This window comes from Ectothiorhodospira sp. 9100 (genome assembly GCF_022227565.1).
GTDB lineage: Bacteria > Pseudomonadota > Gammaproteobacteria > Ectothiorhodospirales > Ectothiorhodospiraceae > Ectothiorhodospira > Ectothiorhodospira marina.
Map to the genome: position 1 here is coordinate 59,514 of NZ_JAJNAN010000012.1, position 19,627 is coordinate 79,140.

15 protein-coding genes are annotated in these 19,627 nt (G+C 62.3%); 10 read left to right on the forward strand and 5 right to left on the reverse strand.

Annotated elements, in window-relative coordinates:
- The first annotated feature begins 16 nt into the window (after positions 1–16).
- Positions 17–2,095 (forward strand): contractile injection system protein, VgrG/Pvc8 family, encoded by a 2,079-nt coding sequence (locus LPW29_RS05850; RefSeq protein ID WP_238627244.1) that lies wholly within the window; start codon positions 17–19, stop codon positions 2,093–2,095.
- On the opposite strand, the gene LPW29_RS05855 is transcribed toward LPW29_RS05850, so the two are convergent.
- The 3 genes from LPW29_RS05855 to LPW29_RS05865 all read right to left on the reverse strand — a co-directional run bounded on the left by LPW29_RS05855 (position 2,079) and on the right by LPW29_RS05865 (position 5,971).
- Positions 2,079–3,122: an ABC transporter ATP-binding protein gene (locus LPW29_RS05855; protein WP_238627245.1), complete on the reverse strand. Its 1,044-nt coding sequence runs from the start codon at positions 3,120–3,122 to the stop codon at positions 2,079–2,081. The two genes, LPW29_RS05850 and LPW29_RS05855, sit on opposite strands and share 17 nt — an antisense overlap.
- Complete coding sequence (locus LPW29_RS05860; protein WP_238627246.1) at positions 3,106–4,797, reverse strand: ABC transporter permease; 1,692 nt, start codon at positions 4,795–4,797, stop codon at positions 3,106–3,108. The genes LPW29_RS05855 and LPW29_RS05860 overlap by 17 nt, the downstream gene beginning before the upstream one ends.
- A 136-nt stretch (positions 4,798–4,933) precedes the next feature.
- On the reverse strand, positions 4,934–5,971 hold the full coding sequence (locus LPW29_RS05865; protein WP_238627247.1) for a Fe(3+) ABC transporter substrate-binding protein: 1,038 nt from the start codon (positions 5,969–5,971) through the stop codon (positions 4,934–4,936).
- 188 nt (positions 5,972–6,159) lie between these two features.
- Between LPW29_RS05865 and LPW29_RS05870 the strand changes: the two genes are divergently transcribed.
- The 7 genes from LPW29_RS05870 (at position 6,160) to LPW29_RS05900 (ending at position 15,537) form a co-directional block, all read left to right on the forward strand.
- Positions 6,160–6,639: a hypothetical protein gene (locus tag LPW29_RS05870; RefSeq protein WP_090250640.1), complete on the forward strand. Its 480-nt coding sequence runs from the start codon at positions 6,160–6,162 to the stop codon at positions 6,637–6,639.
- Positions 6,640–6,726: 87 nt separating this feature from the next.
- Complete coding sequence (locus LPW29_RS05875; protein WP_238627248.1) at positions 6,727–9,159, forward strand: HEAT repeat domain-containing protein; 2,433 nt, start codon at positions 6,727–6,729, stop codon at positions 9,157–9,159.
- Positions 9,160–9,201: 42 nt separating this feature from the next.
- Positions 9,202–10,296 (forward strand): type IV pilus twitching motility protein PilT, encoded by a 1,095-nt coding sequence (locus LPW29_RS05880; RefSeq protein WP_238627249.1) that lies wholly within the window; start codon positions 9,202–9,204, stop codon positions 10,294–10,296.
- Between the two features lie 3 nt (positions 10,297–10,299).
- The gene (locus LPW29_RS05885) at positions 10,300–11,358 is read left to right on the forward strand and encodes a type IV pilus twitching motility protein PilT (RefSeq protein ID WP_238627250.1); all 1,059 of its coding nucleotides are present in this window, start codon (positions 10,300–10,302) and stop codon (positions 11,356–11,358) included.
- 31 nt (positions 11,359–11,389) lie between these two features.
- A complete protein-coding gene (gene glnE, locus LPW29_RS05890; RefSeq protein WP_238627251.1) occupies positions 11,390–14,296 on the forward strand; it encodes a bifunctional [glutamate--ammonia ligase]-adenylyl-L-tyrosine phosphorylase/[glutamate--ammonia-ligase] adenylyltransferase in 2,907 nt (968 codons plus the stop codon).
- Positions 14,297–14,371: 75 nt separating this feature from the next.
- Entirely contained in the window at positions 14,372–15,295 is a 924-nt protein-coding gene (locus LPW29_RS05895; protein WP_238627252.1) for a branched-chain amino acid transaminase, read from the forward strand.
- 23 nt (positions 15,296–15,318) lie between these two features.
- Positions 15,319–15,537, forward strand: coding sequence for a zinc-finger domain-containing protein (locus tag LPW29_RS05900; protein WP_090250654.1), 219 nt, complete (start codon positions 15,319–15,321; stop codon positions 15,535–15,537).
- A gap of 10 nt (positions 15,538–15,547) precedes the next feature.
- Here the strand turns inward: LPW29_RS05900 and LPW29_RS05905 are convergent, their stop codons facing one another.
- The gene (locus LPW29_RS05905; RefSeq protein ID WP_238627253.1) at positions 15,548–16,237 is read right to left on the reverse strand and encodes a sulfotransferase family 2 domain-containing protein; all 690 of its coding nucleotides are present in this window, start codon (positions 16,235–16,237) and stop codon (positions 15,548–15,550) included.
- Positions 16,238–16,462: 225 nt separating this feature from the next.
- Here LPW29_RS05905 and LPW29_RS05910 point away from each other — a divergent pair, with 225 nt between their 5' ends.
- Together LPW29_RS05910 and hepT are read left to right on the forward strand one after the other, a co-directional pair.
- Complete coding sequence (locus LPW29_RS05910; RefSeq protein ID WP_238627254.1) at positions 16,463–16,882, forward strand: nucleotidyltransferase domain-containing protein; 420 nt, start codon at positions 16,463–16,465, stop codon at positions 16,880–16,882.
- Entirely contained in the window at positions 16,872–17,315 is a 444-nt protein-coding gene (hepT, locus tag LPW29_RS05915; RefSeq protein ID WP_238627255.1) for a type VII toxin-antitoxin system HepT family RNase toxin, read from the forward strand. The genes LPW29_RS05910 and hepT overlap by 11 nt, the downstream gene beginning before the upstream one ends.
- Here the strand turns inward: hepT and LPW29_RS15615 are convergent.
- Complete coding sequence (locus LPW29_RS15615; protein ID WP_338018678.1) at positions 17,290–19,491, reverse strand: glycosyltransferase; 2,202 nt, start codon at positions 19,489–19,491, stop codon at positions 17,290–17,292. The genes hepT and LPW29_RS15615 overlap by 26 nt on opposite strands.
- Positions 19,492–19,627 lie beyond the last annotated feature (136 nt).

The following is a 19,627-nucleotide window of genomic DNA, read 5'->3' on the forward strand; positions in this document are numbered from 1 at the left end:
CGGGGGTGATATGTTCATGCCTTCTCCCACGGATCAGGGAAGTGCTTCGATGCCCATGGATGTGCCTGTGAAACAGCCTCCTCACTCCCTTTCAGCCGGGGTTGCCCTGAGCCTCACCCTCGGTGATCTCGAGCTGCCCGTTGTCGCCCTGCGACTGCGTGAGGGTCTCTCCCGGATCACCCGCATGGAGGTGGACGTGGTCCACGCCGGGCCGGAGTGTCTGGCATGCCTGGGGGCCCCGGCCCGTTTGATACTCTCCCCCTGTTTGAGCCCCACGCGTGAATGGCTGGGCGTTCTGACCGCCTGTCGCCCGAGTTGCAAGGCTGAGGATGTGGGGCGGCGCTGGCGCCTTACCCTGCGTAGCCGGCTGGCGGGGTTGACCCTGCATCGGGACACGCGCCTGTTCATTGGTCTGGATGCCGTGGGGCTCACCCGGGAATTGCTGGATCCGCTGGGGCTGGCGGTGGATGCCCGGCACCTTACCCGGGATCACCCCCGCCGTGGAGCCATCCTGCAAGCGGATGAGCGCGACGCCGATCTGCTGTTCCGGGTGCTGGCTCGTGCCGGGATCCACACCCGGTTGACCGTGGCCGAGGGCATGGAAACGTTGCGACTGGAAGATGGCGCGGGCATGCCCGGGCACCGTGTACTGAACTGGCTGGGATCGCCTGGGGGGTGGGGGGATCGACCCGTGGGCGTGCTCAGCGCCCGGGAACATCATCGCGCGGTTTGCCGGCGGATCCGTGTTCAGGGGCGGCTGGCCGACGGAAGGCCCTGTGTGGCCACCGCGGACAGCGGTCATGGCGAAGGCGTGCAAGACCATCCCGGTTGGGGGTTGCATGATAGCCGAAGCCTGGAATGGCGGGCCTGGATTCTGGCTCAGCGCGAGGTCTGTCGAGCCCATGGCTTGTTGCTGGAGACCACCGTGCAGGATCTGCAGCCCGGAGACCGGATCCAGATATCGGCCCCGGGTCACCCCGCGGTCCCGCGAGGGGTGTGGCGGGTGGAATCCATTCTGCATGAGGCGCGGGCGGATGAGTCAGGTGGATGGGGGTATCGCAATCGTGTGCGGCTGTGCCCCGGGAACATCCCCTACCAGCCCGCGGAGCCGTGCCGGCATGGGGGCGCGGTGCCGGATATGCTTCAGGCCCGGATTCAGGGTCCTTCCGGTCCCCACATGGATGACGCCGGATGTCAGCGGGCCCATGGCCTATTCATGGATGTGGGCCTGATGGCGCCCGAGGCGGGGCCACACTGGCCACGACTGACCCCCTACGCCGCCCCTCCGGGGCAAGACGGGCGGGCCAGTGGCTGGCACACTCCGTTGCAGTCAGGGCAATCCGTGAGCCTGATGATCCTGGGCGGGGATCCGGATGGCTTTGCGGTGATTGCCGGGGCCGGTTTCGATGGGGCCCACGCCAATCCGGTCGATGCCCGGGATGACCGTCGGCATCTCTACCGCAGTGCTGGCGGTCACACCCTGCTGATGGATGATCGGGAGGGGCGCGCACTGCTGAAGCTGTTCACCCGTGACGAGCAGCACCTGCTGGCCCTGGATGCCCGCATGGATGCCGCCGCCTTGTCCCTGATCTGTCGCCAGGGCGCGCTCATTGCCACCACCGGTGGTTGTTTGCACATACGGTGCGGCGCCCACCTGGATTCATGGGCAGGGGGGGATCGGCATGAGCGTGTGGCAGGCGAAGCCTCGCTTCAGGCATCCGGGCAGTGTATCCATCGGGCCGCGGGCGACTGGCGGGCGCGTGTCCGTCATCACGTGATCATGGACGCCGAGGCGGACCTGCGAGCCATGGCGACCCGGCGGTTGACCCTCTCCGCCGGCGCCGGCTTGGGCCTTGAGGTGATGGCGGGAGAGGGCCAATGGCGGGTGGAAGGGGATCTTGACTGGTGGGCGGACCAGGATCTTCATATCCAGTCCCGGGGTGGGCGTCCTATTGTCATCGGCACGCCCGAAGCGGGGATCACCCTGCTGCCGGCGCGTGGTGTGGTGATCCTTCATGGCCGGGCCATCCATCTGGCAGCCCCCGCCGTGAATCTGCGGGGTCGGGTGGAGCATCACCTCAACGGGGGAAGATGACCAGGTGGTTGAAGCCCAGTTTGAGCGGGATGCGCTCTCCCAGGGCGAAGTTGTAATGGGAGGGTGTCAGACACAGCACCCGGGTGCCGCTACCCAGTTGCAGGTTATAGAGGAAGCTGGCACCACGAAAGGCCTTATCCATGACCTCGCCGAAGATCTCGCTGTCATCATCGGGCAGGATGTCATCGGGCCGCACCAGCACATCCACCGGGGCGCCCGGACTGCAGTTCTGGGGTACGCTGCCGGTGATGGTGCCCAGCTCCGTTTCCACCTCATGCTCGCTGAGCACCTGGCCGGGGAGCATGCGGCCCTGGCCGATGAAGTCGGCCACGAAACGATCCCGGGGCTTGTGATAGAGGTTGTAGGCGGTGTCCCACTGCAATACCCGCCCGGCGTGAATCACGGCGATGCGGTCGGCAAAGGCAAAGGCCTCGTTCTGGTCGTGGGTGACCAGCATGGCGGTGATCTCCTCCTGCTTGAGAATGGCCCGGACTTCCCGGGCCAGTCCCTCCCGCAGTTCCACATCCATGTTGGAAAAGGGTTCGTCCAGGAGCAGCACACGGGGGCGCGGGGCCATGGCCCGGGCCACGGCGATACGCTGTTGCTGGCCCCCGGAGAGGGCATGGGGATAGGCTTCCCCATAGCCGTCCATGGAAATCAGGCTGAGCAGTTCCGTGACCCGTTGGCGGCGCTGCCTGGCGGATTGGCCGCGGATGCCAAAGGCGATGTTTTCCGCCACGGTCAGATGTGGAAACAGGGCGAAATCCTGAAAGACCATGCCCACCTGGCGACGTTCCGGTGGTTGAGTGCGTCCAGGGCGGCTGACCTCCTGGCCCTCAAGCTGGATCCGCCCGTCACTGATGGGCTCAAACCCGGCAATGGAGCGCAGCAGCGTGGTCTTGCCGCAGCCACTGGGGCCCAGCAGGCAGCCGATGACGCCGGTGTTCAGGGTCAGGGTGACTTCGTGGACAACGTCGGTACCGTCGTAGCCCACGCTCACGTGGTCGATCTCAAGCAGGCGTGTCATGTCCGGGTCTTGAGCGGCTGATGGTGCGGCTGATCAGGATCACGGGGGTGATCCCGACCAGGACGATGGCCAGGGCGGCGCTGGCGGAATCCGCCAGGCGCTCGTCCGAGGCCAGCTCGAAGGCGCGCACCGCCAGGGTGTTGAAGTTGAAGGGGCGCAGTATCAGGGTGGCGGGCAGTTCTTTCAAGATGTCCACGAATACCAGCAGCAGCGCCGTGAGGATGCTGCCACGCATGATGGGCATGTGAACATGCCAGAGCACGGTGCGGGGGTCGGAGCCCAGGGAGCGAGCGGCATCGTCCATGGAGGGTTTGATCTTGCCCAGACCCGCCTCGACCGTATTCAGCGAGACGGCCAGAAAGCGCACGCAATAGGCAAACACCAGGGCGACCAGGGTGCCCGAGAGTAGGAGCCCGGTGGAGATGCCGAAGGTGTCACGCATGAAACTGTCGATGGTGTTATCGACCCAGGCAAACGGCAGCATGATCCCCACGGCAATGACAGTGCCCGGGATGGCGTAGCCCATGCCGGCGATGCGCACGGCAGCGTTGGTGGTTCGGGAGGATTCCAGGCGTTTGCCATAAGCCATGATCAGGGACAGGAACACTGCCAGCACCGCGGCGATGGCCGCCAGGGAGACGCTGTTCCACACCAGCCCCAGGAACTGTGGCTGCAGCCACATGTGGGTGGTCTTCATGGCCCACTGGAACAGCTGACTGGAGGGCACCACAAATCCCAGGACAATGGGCAGCAGGCAGGCGACGAGGGCGCCGGTGCGAGCCCAACCCTTGAGGCGATAGCGGGGCAGGCGAGAATAGCGGGCACTGGTGTGGTGGAATCGGGCGCGGCGCCGGGAGTAGCGCTCCAGCACGATCAGTACCAGTACAAAGGTCATCATCAGGGCGGCCAGTTGCGCCGCGGCCCCCGGATCGGCCATGCCGAACCAGGTGCGGAAGATGCCGGTGGTGAAGGTGGGGATGCCGAAATACTCCACCGTACCGTAGTCGGCCAGGGTTTCCATCAGGGCCAGGCTGAGGCCGGTGATGATGGCTGGCCGGGCCAGGGGCAGGGCCACACGCCGAAAACCCGCCCAGGGACTGGAACCCAGGGTGCGGGAGACCTCCAGCACGCAGATGGACTGTTCCAGGAAGGCGGCCCGGCTGAGCAGATAGACATAGGGATAGAGCACCAGCGTGAGCATGGCGATGGCCCCGGACAGGGAGCGGATCTCGGGGAACCAGTAATCGCCATAGCCCCAGCCGGTGAGATCGCGGATCTGTGTCTGCACCGGGCCGGCAAAATCCAGCATGCCCGTGTAGGTATAGGCGATGATGTAGCCTGGCATGGCCAGAGGCAGGAGCAGGGCCCATTCAAAGGCGCGCCTGCCCGGGAAGTCGCACATGCTCACCAGCCAGGCGGTGGAGACGCCAATGAGCAGCACCCCGACGCCAACGCCCAGCATCAGGATCAGCGAGTTGACCACGTAATCCTGCAGCACGGTCTGGCGCAGGTGCAGCCACACTTCCGAGGCGGGCACGAAGACATGGGCAAAGATGACCAGGATCGGCAATGACAACACGCCCGCGATCAGCAGCGTGATGATGGTCCAGCCTTCCGGTCTGCGCCAGCGGGGACGCGGCAGCGTGTCCCCGAGGGTAGCCAGGGCCGATCTCATGGAGTGCTTGGGTAATGGTTCATGGGCATGAGTACGCTCAAAGCCCGACATAGTAACGCGTCGCAGCCCGGAAGACAGCCTGTTAGCCCCTCTCCCCATCGGGGAGAGGGGCCGGGGGAAGGTCTCACCAAGACACTTACCGCCAGTTCGCCCGGTCCATCAGGCGCACGGCCTCGGCATTGTATTCACCCAGTTGGCCCAGGTTGACGGCGTCGGGTTTGAAGTCACCCAGCTCGGACAGGGTGTCGCTCCATTCAACGCCTGGTTTCACCGGGTATTCCTGGTTGGCCTCGGCATACCACTGCTGGGCCCGGTCGCTGACCATGAATTCCAGGAGCTTCACGGCGTTATCGACATTTTCGGTATGGGTGATCAGACCAGCACCACTGACGTTGACATGGGCGCCCCGACCTTCCTGGTTGGGCCAGAACACGCTGATGGCCTCCGCCGTGGCTCGCTCGGTGTCGTCGTCGGAGTTGAGCATCTGCCCCAGGTAATAGGTGTTGGCGATGGCGATGTCGCAGACACCGGCCACGGCAGCACGGATTTGATCACGGTCGCCGCCTCGGGGCGGTTGAGCCATGTTGTCCACGAGCCCACGCGCCCACTCTTCCGTTTCCTCCTCACCGTTGGCGATGATCATGGAGGCCACCAGGGACTGGTTGTACACGTTGCTGGAGGAACGGATGCAGATGCGCTGTTGCCATTGCTCGTCCGCCAGGGCCTCGTAGGTGGACAGTTGTTCTGGATCCACCTCGCCCGTGACATACATGATGGGGCGCGCGCGCATGGACAGCCCGTACCAATAACCCTCTGGATCCCGCAGACTTTCCGGGATGGCCTCCTTGAGCACTTCGGAGTCAACCGGGCGCAGTACACCGGCCTCCTTGGCGTTGTGCAGATTGCCAGCGTCCACGGTGATCAGGACATCAGCGGGGGTGTTCCGGCCTTCGCTGCGCAAACGCTGCAGCAGGGTATCGGCCCGAGCACTGACGATGTTGACGCGAATGCCGGTCTCCTCGGTGAACTCATCCATCAGGGGTTTGATCAGCGCTTCCTGCCGGGCCGAGTAGACGTTCACTTCATCGTTGGCAAAAAGGGGCAGGGGCAGGGTGAGGGCGGTCACGGCGGCGACGGTGAGGCTCGCCAGTGCGGTGATGGGGCGTTGGATCATGGAAGGAGTCACTCCCTATCGTGAAGGTTCAATGCCCGGCGGATACCGGGATAAACAAGAACGATTGTCATTTTGTTTTGCGTCCATGTCAACAGGATCTGTGTGCCGACCTTAGTCAGCGCCGGATGTTTGCGGCATACTGTGAAGTCACCTGTCGTTGGCCTGGAGATTCTCCATAGGGGGCGCCCGTGGATAAAGAAGCACTGAAGATTCCCAAGAAGCTCAAACCGGTCAAGGCCTGGGTGCATCCTGATGGTCTGGTTCTGGGGTCCCTGTTCGTTCATCTGCAAAGCGCTCGCTACCTGGGGGAAGAGTCGCCAGCGGAGATCCTCAACGGGCCCGAGCCCTTCTTCGTGATTCAGTGCGGCGAAGACGAAACGCGATTCTACAACAAGCATTCGGTGGTGCGACTGGAGCACGCGGTGGATGCACCCGGATCCGAGGACAACGCGGTCTGCCTGGGAGCCCGACTGCATCTCATGGACGGCTCCAATCTGGTGGGGACCATCCGGGAGTTGCTGGACCCGCAGAATGCCCGTCTCTACGACTACATCAATATCCATGATCAGCGCTTTGTGCGCCTGTTCCTGTCGGATACGGAGGTCACGCTGGTGAACAAGGCCTACATCGTGCGTGTCTCGCCCGATGATGATGCCCCCCGGGATTGATCGTGGCCGCGTTCCGCGGCATCTCCGGAACGGGGCTCATGCCGGTGCGCCCTCGACCGCAGGATGTCCCGACGAGGGCGATCCGTCGTGAGTGTGTTCAGCGATTTTCGAGCCGACCGTCAGATCCAGCGTCTGCTGGATGCCGGGGATCTGGGTGAAGCGCAGGCCCAAAGGCGTCTTGAGAAACTGAGGTCCCTGGGAGATGCCGGTGTACGTCGTCTGCTGCACGGGCTGGGAGATGCCTCGGGTGAGGGCCTGTCCCGCACCATGGAGCTGCTGCGATGCCTGGTGTGCGACAAGACGCTACCGGTTTTTCTGCAGGCGCTGTCTGACACCAACCCGACCCAGGTGGACCGAGTGACCCAGATCCTTGAGGAGGCCAGGGGATTCGATCCCAACCCTCTGGCACGGGCCTTTCGTGATCCCCATGTGTCCAGGTCGGCCCTGGTGCGGGTGTTGCACGCCCATCGGGCTCGACTCAACGCCAGCCTGCTGTTGCGCGAGGCCTATGAACTGCCACCGCTGGATCGCAATGCCCTGTTCCGGGTGGTTGACGAGGTGGCCGACGAGGCGGTGCTACCGGATCTGATGAGCCGCGCCTCGGGGAAGGATCCGGTGATCCGGCGCATGGTGGTGAGGGTGCTGCGTCGCTTTGATACCCCCGCCGTGCGTGCCATCCTGCAGGAGCGACTCAGTGACGAGGACAGGGGCGTGCGTGGCGCCGCACTGGAGGCCTTGATGGCACTGGGCGCGGTGGATATGGACGCCGCCTCCCTGTGCGCTCTGCTGCATGACCCGGACATCAACGTGCAGCAAAAGGCCATTGACGCCATCATCAAGCTTGATGACCCGCATATCATGCGCCATCTGTTGCCGGTGCTGCAGAATGAGTCGGAGTATGTGCGCCGGGCCGCTGTGGAGGTGCTCAATGGAGTGGGCAATGCCAGCAACATCAAGGAATTGCTGGTGTCCATCAAGGACGAGGACTGGTGGGTGCGGGCCCGTTCCGCCGACGCGCTGGCACAGATTGGCGGGCCCCGAGTGGTACGGGCGGTGGTGGAACTGATTCGTGATGAAGACGAGTTCGTGCGCCGCTCGGCGGTGGAGATCCTCAACTCCACCCGCGACGAGACGGCGTTGACCTACCTGATTGATGCCCTGGAGGACTCGGACTGGTGGGTGCGCGAGCGCGCCGTGGATGCCCTGGGCAGTATTGGCAATACCGCTGCGGTGCCGGCCCTGCTGAAGATGCTGGACCGGGATGCCGATGCCGCTCCGGTGGTGGTGCGCGCCCTGGCCCGCCTGCAGGATGACCGTGCCGTGGAACCCTTGATACAGCGCCTGGCTGATGGTGATCGCGCCGTGCGTCTGGAGGCGATGAATGCTCTGGTGGACCTGGCCGATGCCCGAACTGCCGGTGATATTCTGACGGCCGTTCGCCGTGTGTCCGCTGACGGCGATAGCGAACTGCACGATATGGCCCGGGATGCCAGTGCCCGGCTGGAGGCCAGGTTTGCCGTGTCTTCGCTTGGACAAGGCGTCTCGGGTCAAGCCCTGCCCGAGGCCACCTCCATGCTGGATAGTGATACCGGGCAGATCGCCGTCACACGGACCGGAGCGGATGAGACTGCCGCGGGTACCCGTCGCCTGAGCTTTCACGGTGCGGGCCTGGATCTGGAGACCCTCAAACCCGGCGAGACACTGGGGGAACGCTACCGTTTCATCCGTCGTGTGGGCAAAGGTGCCTTTGGCACCGTGCTGCTCATGGAGGATGTGATGATCTCCGAGACCATCATCCTCAAGGTGATGAATCCGCAGCTGGCGGCCGACGAGGAGATGATCAAGCGCTTCGTTCAGGAACTGCGTCTGTCGCGCAAGATCACTCACGAGAACGTGATCCGTATCTACGACTTCCTGACGGTGCAGGGGGTACTGGCCATCTCCATGGAATATTTCCCGTCTTCCACCCTGGGCGTGGTCCTCAAGCAGGAGCGTCCCATGCCTCAGGACAGGGCGGTGGGCTTTGCCGCCTGCATTGCCGCCGGCATCGGTGCCGCTCACCAGGTGGGTGTCATCCACCGGGATCTCAAGCCGGGCAATGTGCTGATCAACAACCGGGAGCAACTCAAGATCGTGGATTTCGGCATCGCCTCGGTGACCGGTTCGGCGGACACCCGCCTGACCCGTACCGGCATCCTCATCGGTACCCCCAAGTACATGGCCCCGGAGCAGGTGACGGGCCGCAAGATCACCCACAGTGCCGACATCTATGCTCTCGGGGTGATGTTGTACGAGATGATCACGGGGCAGGTGCCTTATAGCGGTGAAGACCAGATGGCCATCATGTATCAGCACGTGCAGGGACAGGCGACGCCGCCCCATGAGATCAGTCCTGGGATTGACCGCGAGCTCAGCGCCATCGTGATGACCATGATGGCGGTGAACCCGGAGGATCGCTATCCCACCATGCGGGATGTGCGCAAGACGCTGTTAGAGTTCCAGCAAGAGCGGCGGGCCTGATGGCCTGCACGGCTGGATTGGCTGCCTGAACGAGACCTTGCCATGCCCAGAATCGACGCCTTTCTCAAACTGGCCCGGGAACAGGGGTGTTCCGATCTGCACCTGGCGGTTGGGGTGCCCCCCATGCTGCGCATGAATGGCGAGTTGATGCCCATCCGGTTTCGCGACCTGGGCGATCGGGAGCTGGAGGCCTATGTGATGGAGATCCTCACCCCGGCCCAGAAGGAGCGGTTTCGGGGCGGTGACGATCTGGATTTTTCCTATGTGAACGACGAGGTGGGCCGGTTCCGGGCCAACCTGTTCCGCAAGGCCACCGGGGTGGGGGCCACCTTCCGGCACATCCCGGCCCAGGTACCAGCCCTGGACAGCCTGGGACTGCCGCCGGTGGTGACCCGGATGGTGGATCATCATCAGGGCATGGTGCTGGTGACCGGCTCCACCGGCACCGGCAAATCCACCACGCTGGCGGCCATCATTGATCACATCAATACCCGTCGTTCAGTGAATATCATCAGCCTGGAGGACCCGGTGGAGTTCGTGCACCGCTGCAAGCGAGCCCAGGTGATCCAGCGGGAGGTGGGCACCCACGTGCCCAGCTTTGCCAAGGGGCTGCGGGCTGCCCTGCGCCAGGACCCGGATGTGATCCTGGTAGGGGAGCTCAGAGATGTGGATTCCATCATCATGTCCATGGTGGCCGCCGAGACGGGTCACCTGGTGCTGGGCACCCTGCACACCACCTCGGCGGTGAAGACCATCGACCGTATCCTGGATGCCCTGCCACTGGAGCAGCGCGAGCAGGGCAAGACCTTTCTCTCCCAGAACCTGCATGGGGTGGTCACCCAGAATCTGATCAAGTCCGCCGATGGGCGAGGCCGCCGGGCCATTGTCGAGTGCCTGGTGATGAACCGGGCCATTGCCCGCATGATCATGTCCGACAAGGTGCACCAGATCCCTTCCCAGATGCAGACGGGTCGTGACCAGGGCATGCAACTCCTGGATCAGGCCCTGCTGGAGGCCATACAGCGCAATGAAGTGGACCCGGACGATGCCTATCAGTACGCCACCGATAAGCAGGCCTTTCAGCGCTTTGTCACCGATTCCAGCCTGTTGCCCCGGATCAACCTGGCGGGAGGGTGAGTGATGCACCAGGTGGACGGTTATCTACGGGAATTGATTGCGCGGGGCGGTTCCGACCTGCACCTGATCGGCGGCGACCCGCCGCGCTTGCGCATCAACGGCGAGTTGGAGAATCTCTCCGATGAGGCCCTTACCTCCCAGACGGTGAATGATCTCACCGCGGAGATTCTGCCCAATGCGGCACGCCAGACCTTCGAGCGGGAGGATGGGGCCGATTTCGCCTATGCCATCCCGGATCTGGCGCGTTTTCGTGTGAACCTCTCCCGGCATCTCAACGGCCTGGCGGTGGTCTTTCGTGCCATCCCCGCCCGTGCCCTGTCGCTGGGGGAGTTGAACATGCCCCCGGTGATCGCCAGCCTGGGGATGCAGCGCCATGGCCTGATCCTGGTGACGGGCAAGACGGGATCGGGCAAATCGACCACCCTGGCGGCCCTGGTGAACGACATCAACGAGCGCCGTCGTGGTCATATCATCACCATCGAGGACCCCATCGAGTTCATCCACGAGCGCAAGCGCTGCCTGATCAGCCAGCGTCAACTGGGTTTGCACACGCCCAGTTTCGCTGCCGCCCTGCGCTCGGCCCTGCGCGAGGATCCCGACGCCATCCTGGTGGGGGAAATGCGCGACCTGGAGACCATCTCCCTGGCGGTGACCGCGGCCGAGACGGGTATCCTGGTACTGGGTACGCTGCATACCAACGGGGCCGCAGCCACGGTGGATCGGATCATCAATGCCTTTCCAGCCATGAAACAGGCGCAGATCCGCACCATGCTCTCCACCTCCCTGCGCGGAGTGGTGTCCCAGCAATTGGTGCGGCGGGCCGATGGGAGCGGTCGGGTCGCGGCGGTGGAGATCCTGGTGAACACCCCCGCCGTGGCCAATCTGGTGCGCGAGGGCAAGACGGACCAGCTGCCCGGCACCATGCAGTCCGGTGCCCTGGTGGGCATGCAGACCATGGATGCCGCCTTGCGGCGATTGGTGGACGCAGGCCAGGCCACCCCCGAGGAAGCCCGGTATCACGCAGTCAATAAAGCTGAATTCGGCGGCGGTGGCCCGCCTTGAACCCCCAACCCGTTGCTCTTGAGTTGCCCCGATGACCCTGCCTGCTCCTGAAGACCTGCCGCTTGATGCCGTGCCCAGCGCCGCCCGCGCCAGCGTGAACCATCTTGGTGATGACTTCCTGAAGGCCTGTGAGCGTGAGGGGGTGTCCCTGGATGCGTGGCCGGATCTCATCGGGAGGGTCTGGTATTACAGTGATTTTGTGGCCCGGACCTGCGTGCGACGACCGGCCTTGTTCGTGGATCTGGTGACGTCGGGGGATCTGGAACGGTCGTATGAGGATGGCGAGATGGCCCGTCATGTGGCCGAGGCCCTGGAAGATGCCACCGATGAGCCGGCCCTGATGCGTGCCCTGCGCGGGGTGCGCAACCGGGAGATGGTGCGCATTGCCTGGCGTGACCTGGCGGGCCTTTCCGACCTGAATGAAGCCCTGGAGGATCTGACCCGCCTGGCCGAGCATCTCATCGACGAGGCCCTCACCTGGCAGCATCGGGAACTGGCACGCCGACATGGCGAGCCCCGGGATGCCCAGGGCCATTCCCAGCGACTGGTGGTGCTGGGCATGGGCAAGCTGGGGGGGCGGGAGCTGAACTTCTCCTCGGATATCGACCTGATCTTCGCCTACCCCCAGCCCGGGCAGACCGATGGGGAGCGCTGCCTGGAGAACCAGCAGTTCTTCATCCGCCTGGGCCAGCGCCTGATCAAGGTACTCCATGAGAAGACCGCGGATGGTTTCGTGTTCCGCGTGGACATGCGGCTGCGGCCCTTTGGCGATGCCGGTCCGCTGGTGATGAGTTTTGATGCCCTGGAGGACTATTACGAGAGCCATGGGCGGGAATGGGAGCGCTATGCCCTGATCAAGGCCCGGGCCGTGGCCGGAGATCGGGAAAGTGCTGAGCAACTGCATACCCTGCTCAGGCCCTTTGTCTATCGCCGCTATCTGGACTACGGGGCCTTTGCGTCGCTGCGGGACATGAAGGCCATGATCAACCGCGAGGCGGCGCGCAAGGGCAAGGAGCGGGATGTGAAGCTGGGCGAGGGCGGCATCCGCGAGGTGGAGTTTGTCGGACAGGCCTTCCAGCTCATTCGTGCCGGCCGCGATCCCTCGCTGCAGTTGCGTGGCATCCGCCCGGTGCTGGATCAGCTGGCCCGTCAGGAGGTCATGCCGGACTATGCCGTGGAACAGCTCAAGGAGGCCTATGCCTTCCTGCGGCGCACGGAGAATCGCTTGCAGATGGTGGCGGATCAGCAGACTCATTGTCTGCCCCCCGATCAGGCCGGGCAGTTGCGTCTCGCCCTGTCCATGGGCTTTGCCGATTGGGAGGGGTTTGAGACTGCCTTGGGCCGCCATATGCGTCGCATCCATGGGCACTTCGAGCAGGTGTTCGCGGCCCCCCAGCGCGCGGACGAGGAGGGCGAGGCGGCTGCCCAGTCCGATGTGCAGCGTGATCTGGCGGCCCTGTGGGCCGGTAGCCTGGGGCATGAACGTGCCCTGGAGGTATTGGTTGGGCTGGGGTTGAAGGATCCCGGGTCGTCCCTCTCCGCCGTGGAGCATCTGCGTGAAAGCAGTGCCTGTCGCTCGCTGACCGCCACCGGAAGGGAGCGCCTGGATCGTCTGATGCCGTTGATGTTGGGCGTTTTGAACGGCCTGGAGGAGGCCGATGCGACACTCGGTCGTCTGCTTCGGCTGGTGCAGACCATCGCCCGGCGCTCGGTGTACCTCTCTCTGCTGGTGGAAAACCCCCTGGCCTTGTCGCAACTGGCGCGCCTGTGCGAAGCCAGCCCCTGGATCGCCGATCACCTGACCCGCTATCCCCTGCTGCTGGATGAATTGCTGGATCCCCGCAGCCTGTATGCTCCACCGGATCGCCAGGGGTTGCGCGAGGCAGTGGAGGACGAGTTGGTACAGGTGCCTCTGGATGACCTGGAGCAGGTGATGGATCGCCTGCGCATGTTCAAGCAGGTGCAGGTGCTCAAGGTGGCGGCAGCCGATATCATGGATGTGTTGCCGGTGATGAAGGTGAGCGATCACCTCACCTGGATCGCCGAGGTGGTGCTGGAAAAGGTGCTGTCGCTGGTGCTGGAACAGCTCATCGCCAAGCACGGCCGACCCCGCTGCCTGATCGATGGTGAGCCCTATGAGCCGGGTTTCGCCGTGGTGGGATATGGCAAGATGGGGGGGCTGGAACTGGGTTATGGCTCGGATCTGGATATTGTCTTCCTGCACGACAGCCGGGGTGATCAGGCCATGACCGATGGGGATCGCTCCCTGGATAACAGTGAGTTCTTTGCCCGGGTGGGGCAGCGCATACTGCATTTTCTGGGGGTGTTCACCGGCGCCGGACGGCTCTACGAGGTGGACACGCGCCTGCGCCCCAGCGGTGCCGCCGGACTGTTGGTGATTGGTCTGGAGGCCTTCGAGGACTACCAGATGAACTCCGCCTGGACCTGGGAACACCAGGCCTTGGTACGGGCCCGCCCCGTGGCGGGCGATGCCCGGATTGCCGAGGCCTTCCAGGCCATGCGTCAGCGTGTGCTGGGGCGCGAGCGGGATCCGGAGGAGCTCAAGCGCCAGGTGCGCGAGATGCGCGAGAAGATGTGGAAAGAGCACGCCAGTCGTGATCCCGCGCGCTTTGATCTGAAGAGAGACCCTGGCGGTATCGCGGATATCGAATTTATGGTGCAATACCTGGTTTTGGCACATGCCAGAGAGTATCCGGAGTTGTCCACCTATCCGGACAATATCCGTATCCTGGAATCACTGATCGAGACCGATCTGATGTCCAGGGACGCTGCCGTGTTCCTGATGGATACCTACCGGGCCTTCAGGGACCGTATCCACGAACTGACGCTTCAGGATCAGACGACACGGGTGGATGCGGCTCAGTGGTCCCGGGAGCGGGACCGGGTGCGCGCTTACTGGCAGCAGTTGATGACCTGACCCATCGCCCCTCCCGGCGGTGTTCCATCCCCCGGTGGGGGCACTGATGATCGAATATTCAAGAGGAAGCATTGCATGTCCATCATGGCCGATCGCGATGGTCTGATCTGGTACGACGGTGAGATGGTGCCCTGGCGCGAGGCCAAGACCCATGTGCTCACCCACACCCTGCACTATGGCATGGGGGTGTTCGAGGGCGTACGCGCCTATCTGACCGACCGCGGTCCGGCCATTTTCAGACTGGGCGACCACACCCGTCGCCTGTTCCGTTCCGCCCATATCCTGGGCATGACCATCCCCTACACGCCTGATGAGCTCAACGCCGCCCAGGTAGCCGCCGTGCGTGACAACAAGCTCACCAGCGCCTACCTGCGTCCCATGTGCTTCTTCGGGGCCGAGGGGATGGGTCTGCGGGCCGACAACCTGGAGGTGCACGCCATCGTGGCCGCCTGGGAGTGGGGCGCCTACCTGGGCACCGAGAGCCTGGAGCGCGGTATCCGCGTGAAGACTTCCTCCTTCAGTCGGCACCATGTGAACGTGACCATGTGCAAGGCCAAGGCCAACGGCAACTACATGAACTCCATGCTGGCCCTTCAGGAAGCTCAGGGTTGTGGCTGTGACGAGGCATTGCTGCTGGACACCGAGGGCTATGTGGCCGAGGGCAGTGGCGAGAACTTCTTCATTGTGTATGACGGCGTGATCTACACCCCTGAGCTCACCTCCGCCCTGGATGGCATCACCCGGCGCACCATCATCACCCTGGCCCATGAGTGCGGCATTGAGGTGCGCGAGAAGCGCATCACCCGGGACGAGGTCTATGTGGCCGACGAGGCCTTCTTCACCGGCACCGCCGCCGAGGTGACCCCCATCCGCGAACTGGATGGCCGCAGCATCGGCAACGGTGGTCGCGGTGCCATCACCGAGAAGCTGCAGACGTTGTATTTTGATGTGGTCAAGGGCCGCCATCCCAAGCATGATGAGTGGCTCACCTATATCTGACGTGCCCCAAGGAGTGAGATGCCATGCCCAATCCGCAGACCGCACTGCATCAGGATCAGTATCAGGTGGCCAATCAGCAGACGGCCATCCGGGTGACCCGCAAGGACCTGCCCCTGCATTGCCCCATGCCGGGCACGGCGCTATGGGCATCGCATCCGAGGGTGTTTCTGCCCATTGAGGACAGCAAGGATGGCCGGATCCTGTGCCCTTACTGCAGCACGGAGTTCACGCTGGAGGATTAGCGGCTGACGTTCATTCGGCTGACCCCTGCCTCTCCTGAGGGGCAGGGGAGTCGAATCGGTAGCCAAACATCTCGATATCCGGCCGGTAATGGGCCTCGACGATGCGGGCCGTCTCGTCCGTGTAGTAGCGCCGGTAATCATCCCGCCCCTCGGCCTTGCGCCGGTGGGGTAGGGCGACCCTGGGGATGCCGATACGCCCGCAGGCGGTATCAAAATCCTCCTGCAGGCTCTCGTAGTGACCAATGAAGTCAACGATGCATCGTCCTCCCATGTCGGTCACATAGTCCCGCTGCAACTCCTTCGACGTATCCAGCATGTAGTTCCATTCCCGCTGCGGGTCGAACTTGAGCTTCACGAACTGCTCGAAGGTTTCCACCCCCTCCAGCACATGGGGGCGCTCCTTGCGGATGTGAAAGAATGAGCTGACCTGAAGGTCCCAGGGATTGCGCACGAACACGAACTTGAAGAGGTTGTCGTACAGCTCTGCCGGCAGCATCTCCCGGGCAGCAATGGCCTTGGCATGGCGGGGAAACTTGGCACCGATCCGGTGCCCGCTCAGTTGATCCAGCTTGTCGGACAGGAACAGGGGCACGCCCCAGGGTCCCTGGTAGCGGTAACGCGACAGCGCCGCCCGCACGCTGGTGCCACCGGTCTTGGCGATGTGAACGAAGAGGAAGTTGTGCTTGAGGGAGAGGAGCATGGGGGATCGGTGGGCTTTGATCGTGAGGGGGGCAAAGTATCCAATCCAGCGGCGTGGGTGTCTACAGGCACTACTCCCTTCTCCCCTCGGGAGAAGGGCGGGGGATGAGGGGGGCAGCCCCAGCCGCCGACCTCCCACCGCGCTCTCCCCGCACGATCGACGTTGACCCGGAAGAAGCCCGTCCCCATCATGAACACACCTCGGTCAGCCCCAACGCGACAGTTGATGAATCCCCTTTCCCCAGACCCGCAGGCACTCGACGCCGCAGCCACAGGGCTGGGCCTGAGGCTGGTCGTGCTCTACGGCTCCCACGCCCGCCAGCGTCCTCCACCGGGCCCTGAAAGTGACGTGGATCTGGCCATTCTGGGGTGCCCCCATGAGGGACTGCTGAAGGCGGACCTACAGGTATCATCACTGTTCCCCGGTCACAATCTTGACGTGGTGCGCCTGGAAGACGCTGACCCCCTGTTTCGCCAGGAGATCATGTCCATCGGCCGCCTGTTATGGGGTGATCCCGATCTTTTCTGCGAATACCGGGCATATGCCTTCCGTGACTACGTGGATTCCGCCGATCTGCGGCGATTGGAACAGACCCTGCAGCGTCGGAAACTTGGCTGGCTGGAGGATCAACTACATGATTCGTAAGGAATTCGTCCGACGCAAACTGCAGCTGATCACGGATGACCTGGTGCGTCTGGTGCGCTTCAAGGATCTCACCCTGGAGGAACTTCTGGCAGACGACATCCGGCTGGCCGCCGTGGAACGCATCATCGAACGCATCGTCATGCGCGCCGTGGATGTGAATGAACACCTCTTGGCGGAATGTCTGCCGCCGCAGGCCCGGAGCACACGCCTCAGCTACCGGGATACCTTCCTCATGCTGGCCGACCTGGATATATGCGACGCGGACTTTGCCAAGGCCATCGCCGCCAGCGCGGGTCTCAGGAATATCCTGGTGCATGACTACAACGATGTGGACCGGAGCATCCTGCACCGCTCCATCGGCAGTTGCCTGCGGGATTACACGGAATACGTGCAACGGGTGGAGGCTTTTATTTCGGGGATTCAAGGCCCATGACTTCCAGGTAGCGGCGGGCACTGATTTCGGCCCTATATTCCTCTACCGCTAGTCGGATGTCGTCGGCTGGTAAGGGCGCATCCAGTGTTCCGAGCATGGCCTCACCCAGTGCTGTCACATCGCCCACTGGCACGAGCGGGCCGTATCGCCCACCCTGAAGGATCTCGCGCGGGCCACTGCGACAGTCCGTGGAAACCACTGGCACTCCCAGTGCCATGGCTTCGGTGAGTGCGTTGGGGGAGCCTTCCCAGGCAGAGGAGAGTACGAAAAGATGTGCTCGTCTTAGCCATGCATAGGGGTTGGCCGCAAAACCGGGCATGACGACCCGGTCCTCCACACCCAGTGACCGACTAAGGGCGGCGAGGGCTTCGCGGTCGCCACCCTCTCCCAGGATGATCAAACGCGCAGGCCGGTGGGGCTGGACACTGGCAAAGGCCCTCAGCAAGGTGGGAAAGTCCTTCTGACGGGTCAGTCGCCCCATGCCGATGATGACCGGATCACCCCCATCTTCCAGCCAGGGGTGCGGAGCAGGTTCGGCAGCCAATGCCTCAAATCCTGGGGTGATCACGGGATTGCGCACCACATGCACCCGGTTTTCAGGCAGGCCGGTAATCTGGCGCACATCATCCGCTACCCCCTGTGACACTGCAATGATCCCATTTACCAAGGGATAAAGCCGTCGCATGGGGCGGTAGCGCAGCCATTTCCTCAGCCTCGAACGCCCTTCCATGGCCTCGGACAGTGTGGTGCCCAGGCGGATGAAGATGCGGGTATCAACCCCGGCCTTGCGCCGGGCCTTCAGCGCGGCTCGACCGGCGCGATCCTTGGCGGCCAGCAGCAGGGCGGGGCGATGTGTCTGAAGGTAGCGGGACAAAGGCCTTATAGACAATTGGCTGTGCCTCGTACCTAAGCGGATAATATTGACGCTAGGGGGTAATCCAGTTAAATGACGGCTTTCTTCTCTTATTAACAGAAGATCGATATCGAATCCCTTGTTACTTATTGCGTGTATTAAATTTAGTATCATTCGTTCTACACCACCTTCTCCCGAAAGTGAAATCAAGATGGCGAGATGTTTTCTTTTTGGTATTTCAATTTTTCCAGATAGGGCTTGTCCTGCTGCGGGCTTTAGATTCATGATTTTCATGTAAATTTCCACGCTACGCTCGACGTTATAGTCCTCTACGGCTTTTTTGAGATCATCTGATTTGGGTGGGGTATCTAAAACATCAATTATTGCTTTAGCCATGCCATCTACATCATTCAAGGGTATTAGTGGCCCATACTTTCCTTCGGCCAATAGTTCCCTGGGGCCTGAAGGACAGTCAGTTGAGATGACGGGTACACCTAATGCCATAGCCTCGGTAAGTACATTGGGTGATCCTTCCCATAGGGACGAAAGTACAAACAAATCAGCGCGAGACATCCATGCGTAAGGATTTTTTGAGAATCCAGGGAAAAAGATGTCCTCAGCTATGCCTAGATCTTGCGCTTGCTTAAGTAGGCGTTCACGTCTTCGTCCATCGCCGAGTATCACTAAACGCATGGGGCGGTCCGCACGTGCTTTCACAAACGCCGAAACCAGCATGGAAAAGTTTTTTGCACGGCCCAAGCGTCCCGCGCTCAGGACGATGGGTCGATCATGCTCGTTAAACCAGGGGTGATCTACATGCGCTTTAGATTGTTCAATAAGTTCGGGTGTTATAACTGGGTTAGGAGCGGTATGTATTCGGTCTGAAGGCAGGCCAGTGATTTTTTGAAAATCTTTTGCTACTCCTGAGGAAACGGCAATGATTCCGTCGGCCTGACGGTATAGGTGCCTCGCGTTCCAAAGTCTCCAAGTGCGTCGAATGGCGTTGCGATGCGACATTTGCTGGGTCATGTTTGTTACGGTGCGCATATACAGTCTTGCCTGTCTACCGGATCGCCTCCATGCGCGTGCGGCAAGTATATCGCAATCTTCTTTTGCGCTAAGGATGACTTCTGGTCGCTTCTCCAAAAGATAGTCAGTAAAGGCTTCCACAATTCCTTTGCTATCCTTTTCTTCGAGCGCTATGAGGTTGATGTCGTTGGTTAGTTGTTCCAAGAATGCTGAGTGAGCATGATTAACGATAAAGGTAGGTGGAACGCCTTTTTCGCTCAAGCCGGATGCGAGATTGACCAACATTCGTTCCACGCCTCCGCTATTGAAGTAGGGTATGAATATTGCAATCTTAGGCCTGGTGTTAGACAAGGTTCGTTCCTGGGGCAGTATGAGAATTTATCTTTTATTAACCCGGTGATCAAATAGCTACGCATGTGTTATGCTTTGA

Coding starts and splice junctions, on each gene's coding strand:
- LPW29_RS05850 (WP_238627244.1), top strand. CDS start 17: ATGCCTTCTCCCACGGATCAGGGAAGTGCTTCGATGCCCATGGATGTG.
- LPW29_RS05855 (WP_238627245.1), bottom strand. CDS start 3,122: ATGACACGCCTGCTTGAGATCGACCACGTGAGCGTGGGCTACGACGGT.
- LPW29_RS05860 (WP_238627246.1), bottom strand. CDS start 4,797: ATGAGATCGGCCCTGGCTACCCTCGGGGACACGCTGCCGCGTCCCCGC.
- LPW29_RS05865 (WP_238627247.1), bottom strand. CDS start 5,971: ATGATCCAACGCCCCATCACCGCACTGGCGAGCCTCACCGTCGCCGCC.
- LPW29_RS05880 (WP_238627249.1), top strand. CDS start 9,202: ATGCCCAGAATCGACGCCTTTCTCAAACTGGCCCGGGAACAGGGGTGT.
- LPW29_RS05885 (WP_238627250.1), top strand. CDS start 10,300: ATGCACCAGGTGGACGGTTATCTACGGGAATTGATTGCGCGGGGCGGT.
- glnE (WP_238627251.1), top strand. CDS start 11,390: ATGACCCTGCCTGCTCCTGAAGACCTGCCGCTTGATGCCGTGCCCAGC.
- LPW29_RS05895 (WP_238627252.1), top strand. CDS start 14,372: ATGTCCATCATGGCCGATCGCGATGGTCTGATCTGGTACGACGGTGAG.
- LPW29_RS05900 (WP_090250654.1), top strand. CDS start 15,319: ATGCCCAATCCGCAGACCGCACTGCATCAGGATCAGTATCAGGTGGCC.
- LPW29_RS05905 (WP_238627253.1), bottom strand. CDS start 16,237: ATGCTCCTCTCCCTCAAGCACAACTTCCTCTTCGTTCACATCGCCAAG.
- LPW29_RS05910 (WP_238627254.1), top strand. CDS start 16,463: ATGAATCCCCTTTCCCCAGACCCGCAGGCACTCGACGCCGCAGCCACA.
- hepT (WP_238627255.1), top strand. CDS start 16,872: ATGATTCGTAAGGAATTCGTCCGACGCAAACTGCAGCTGATCACGGAT.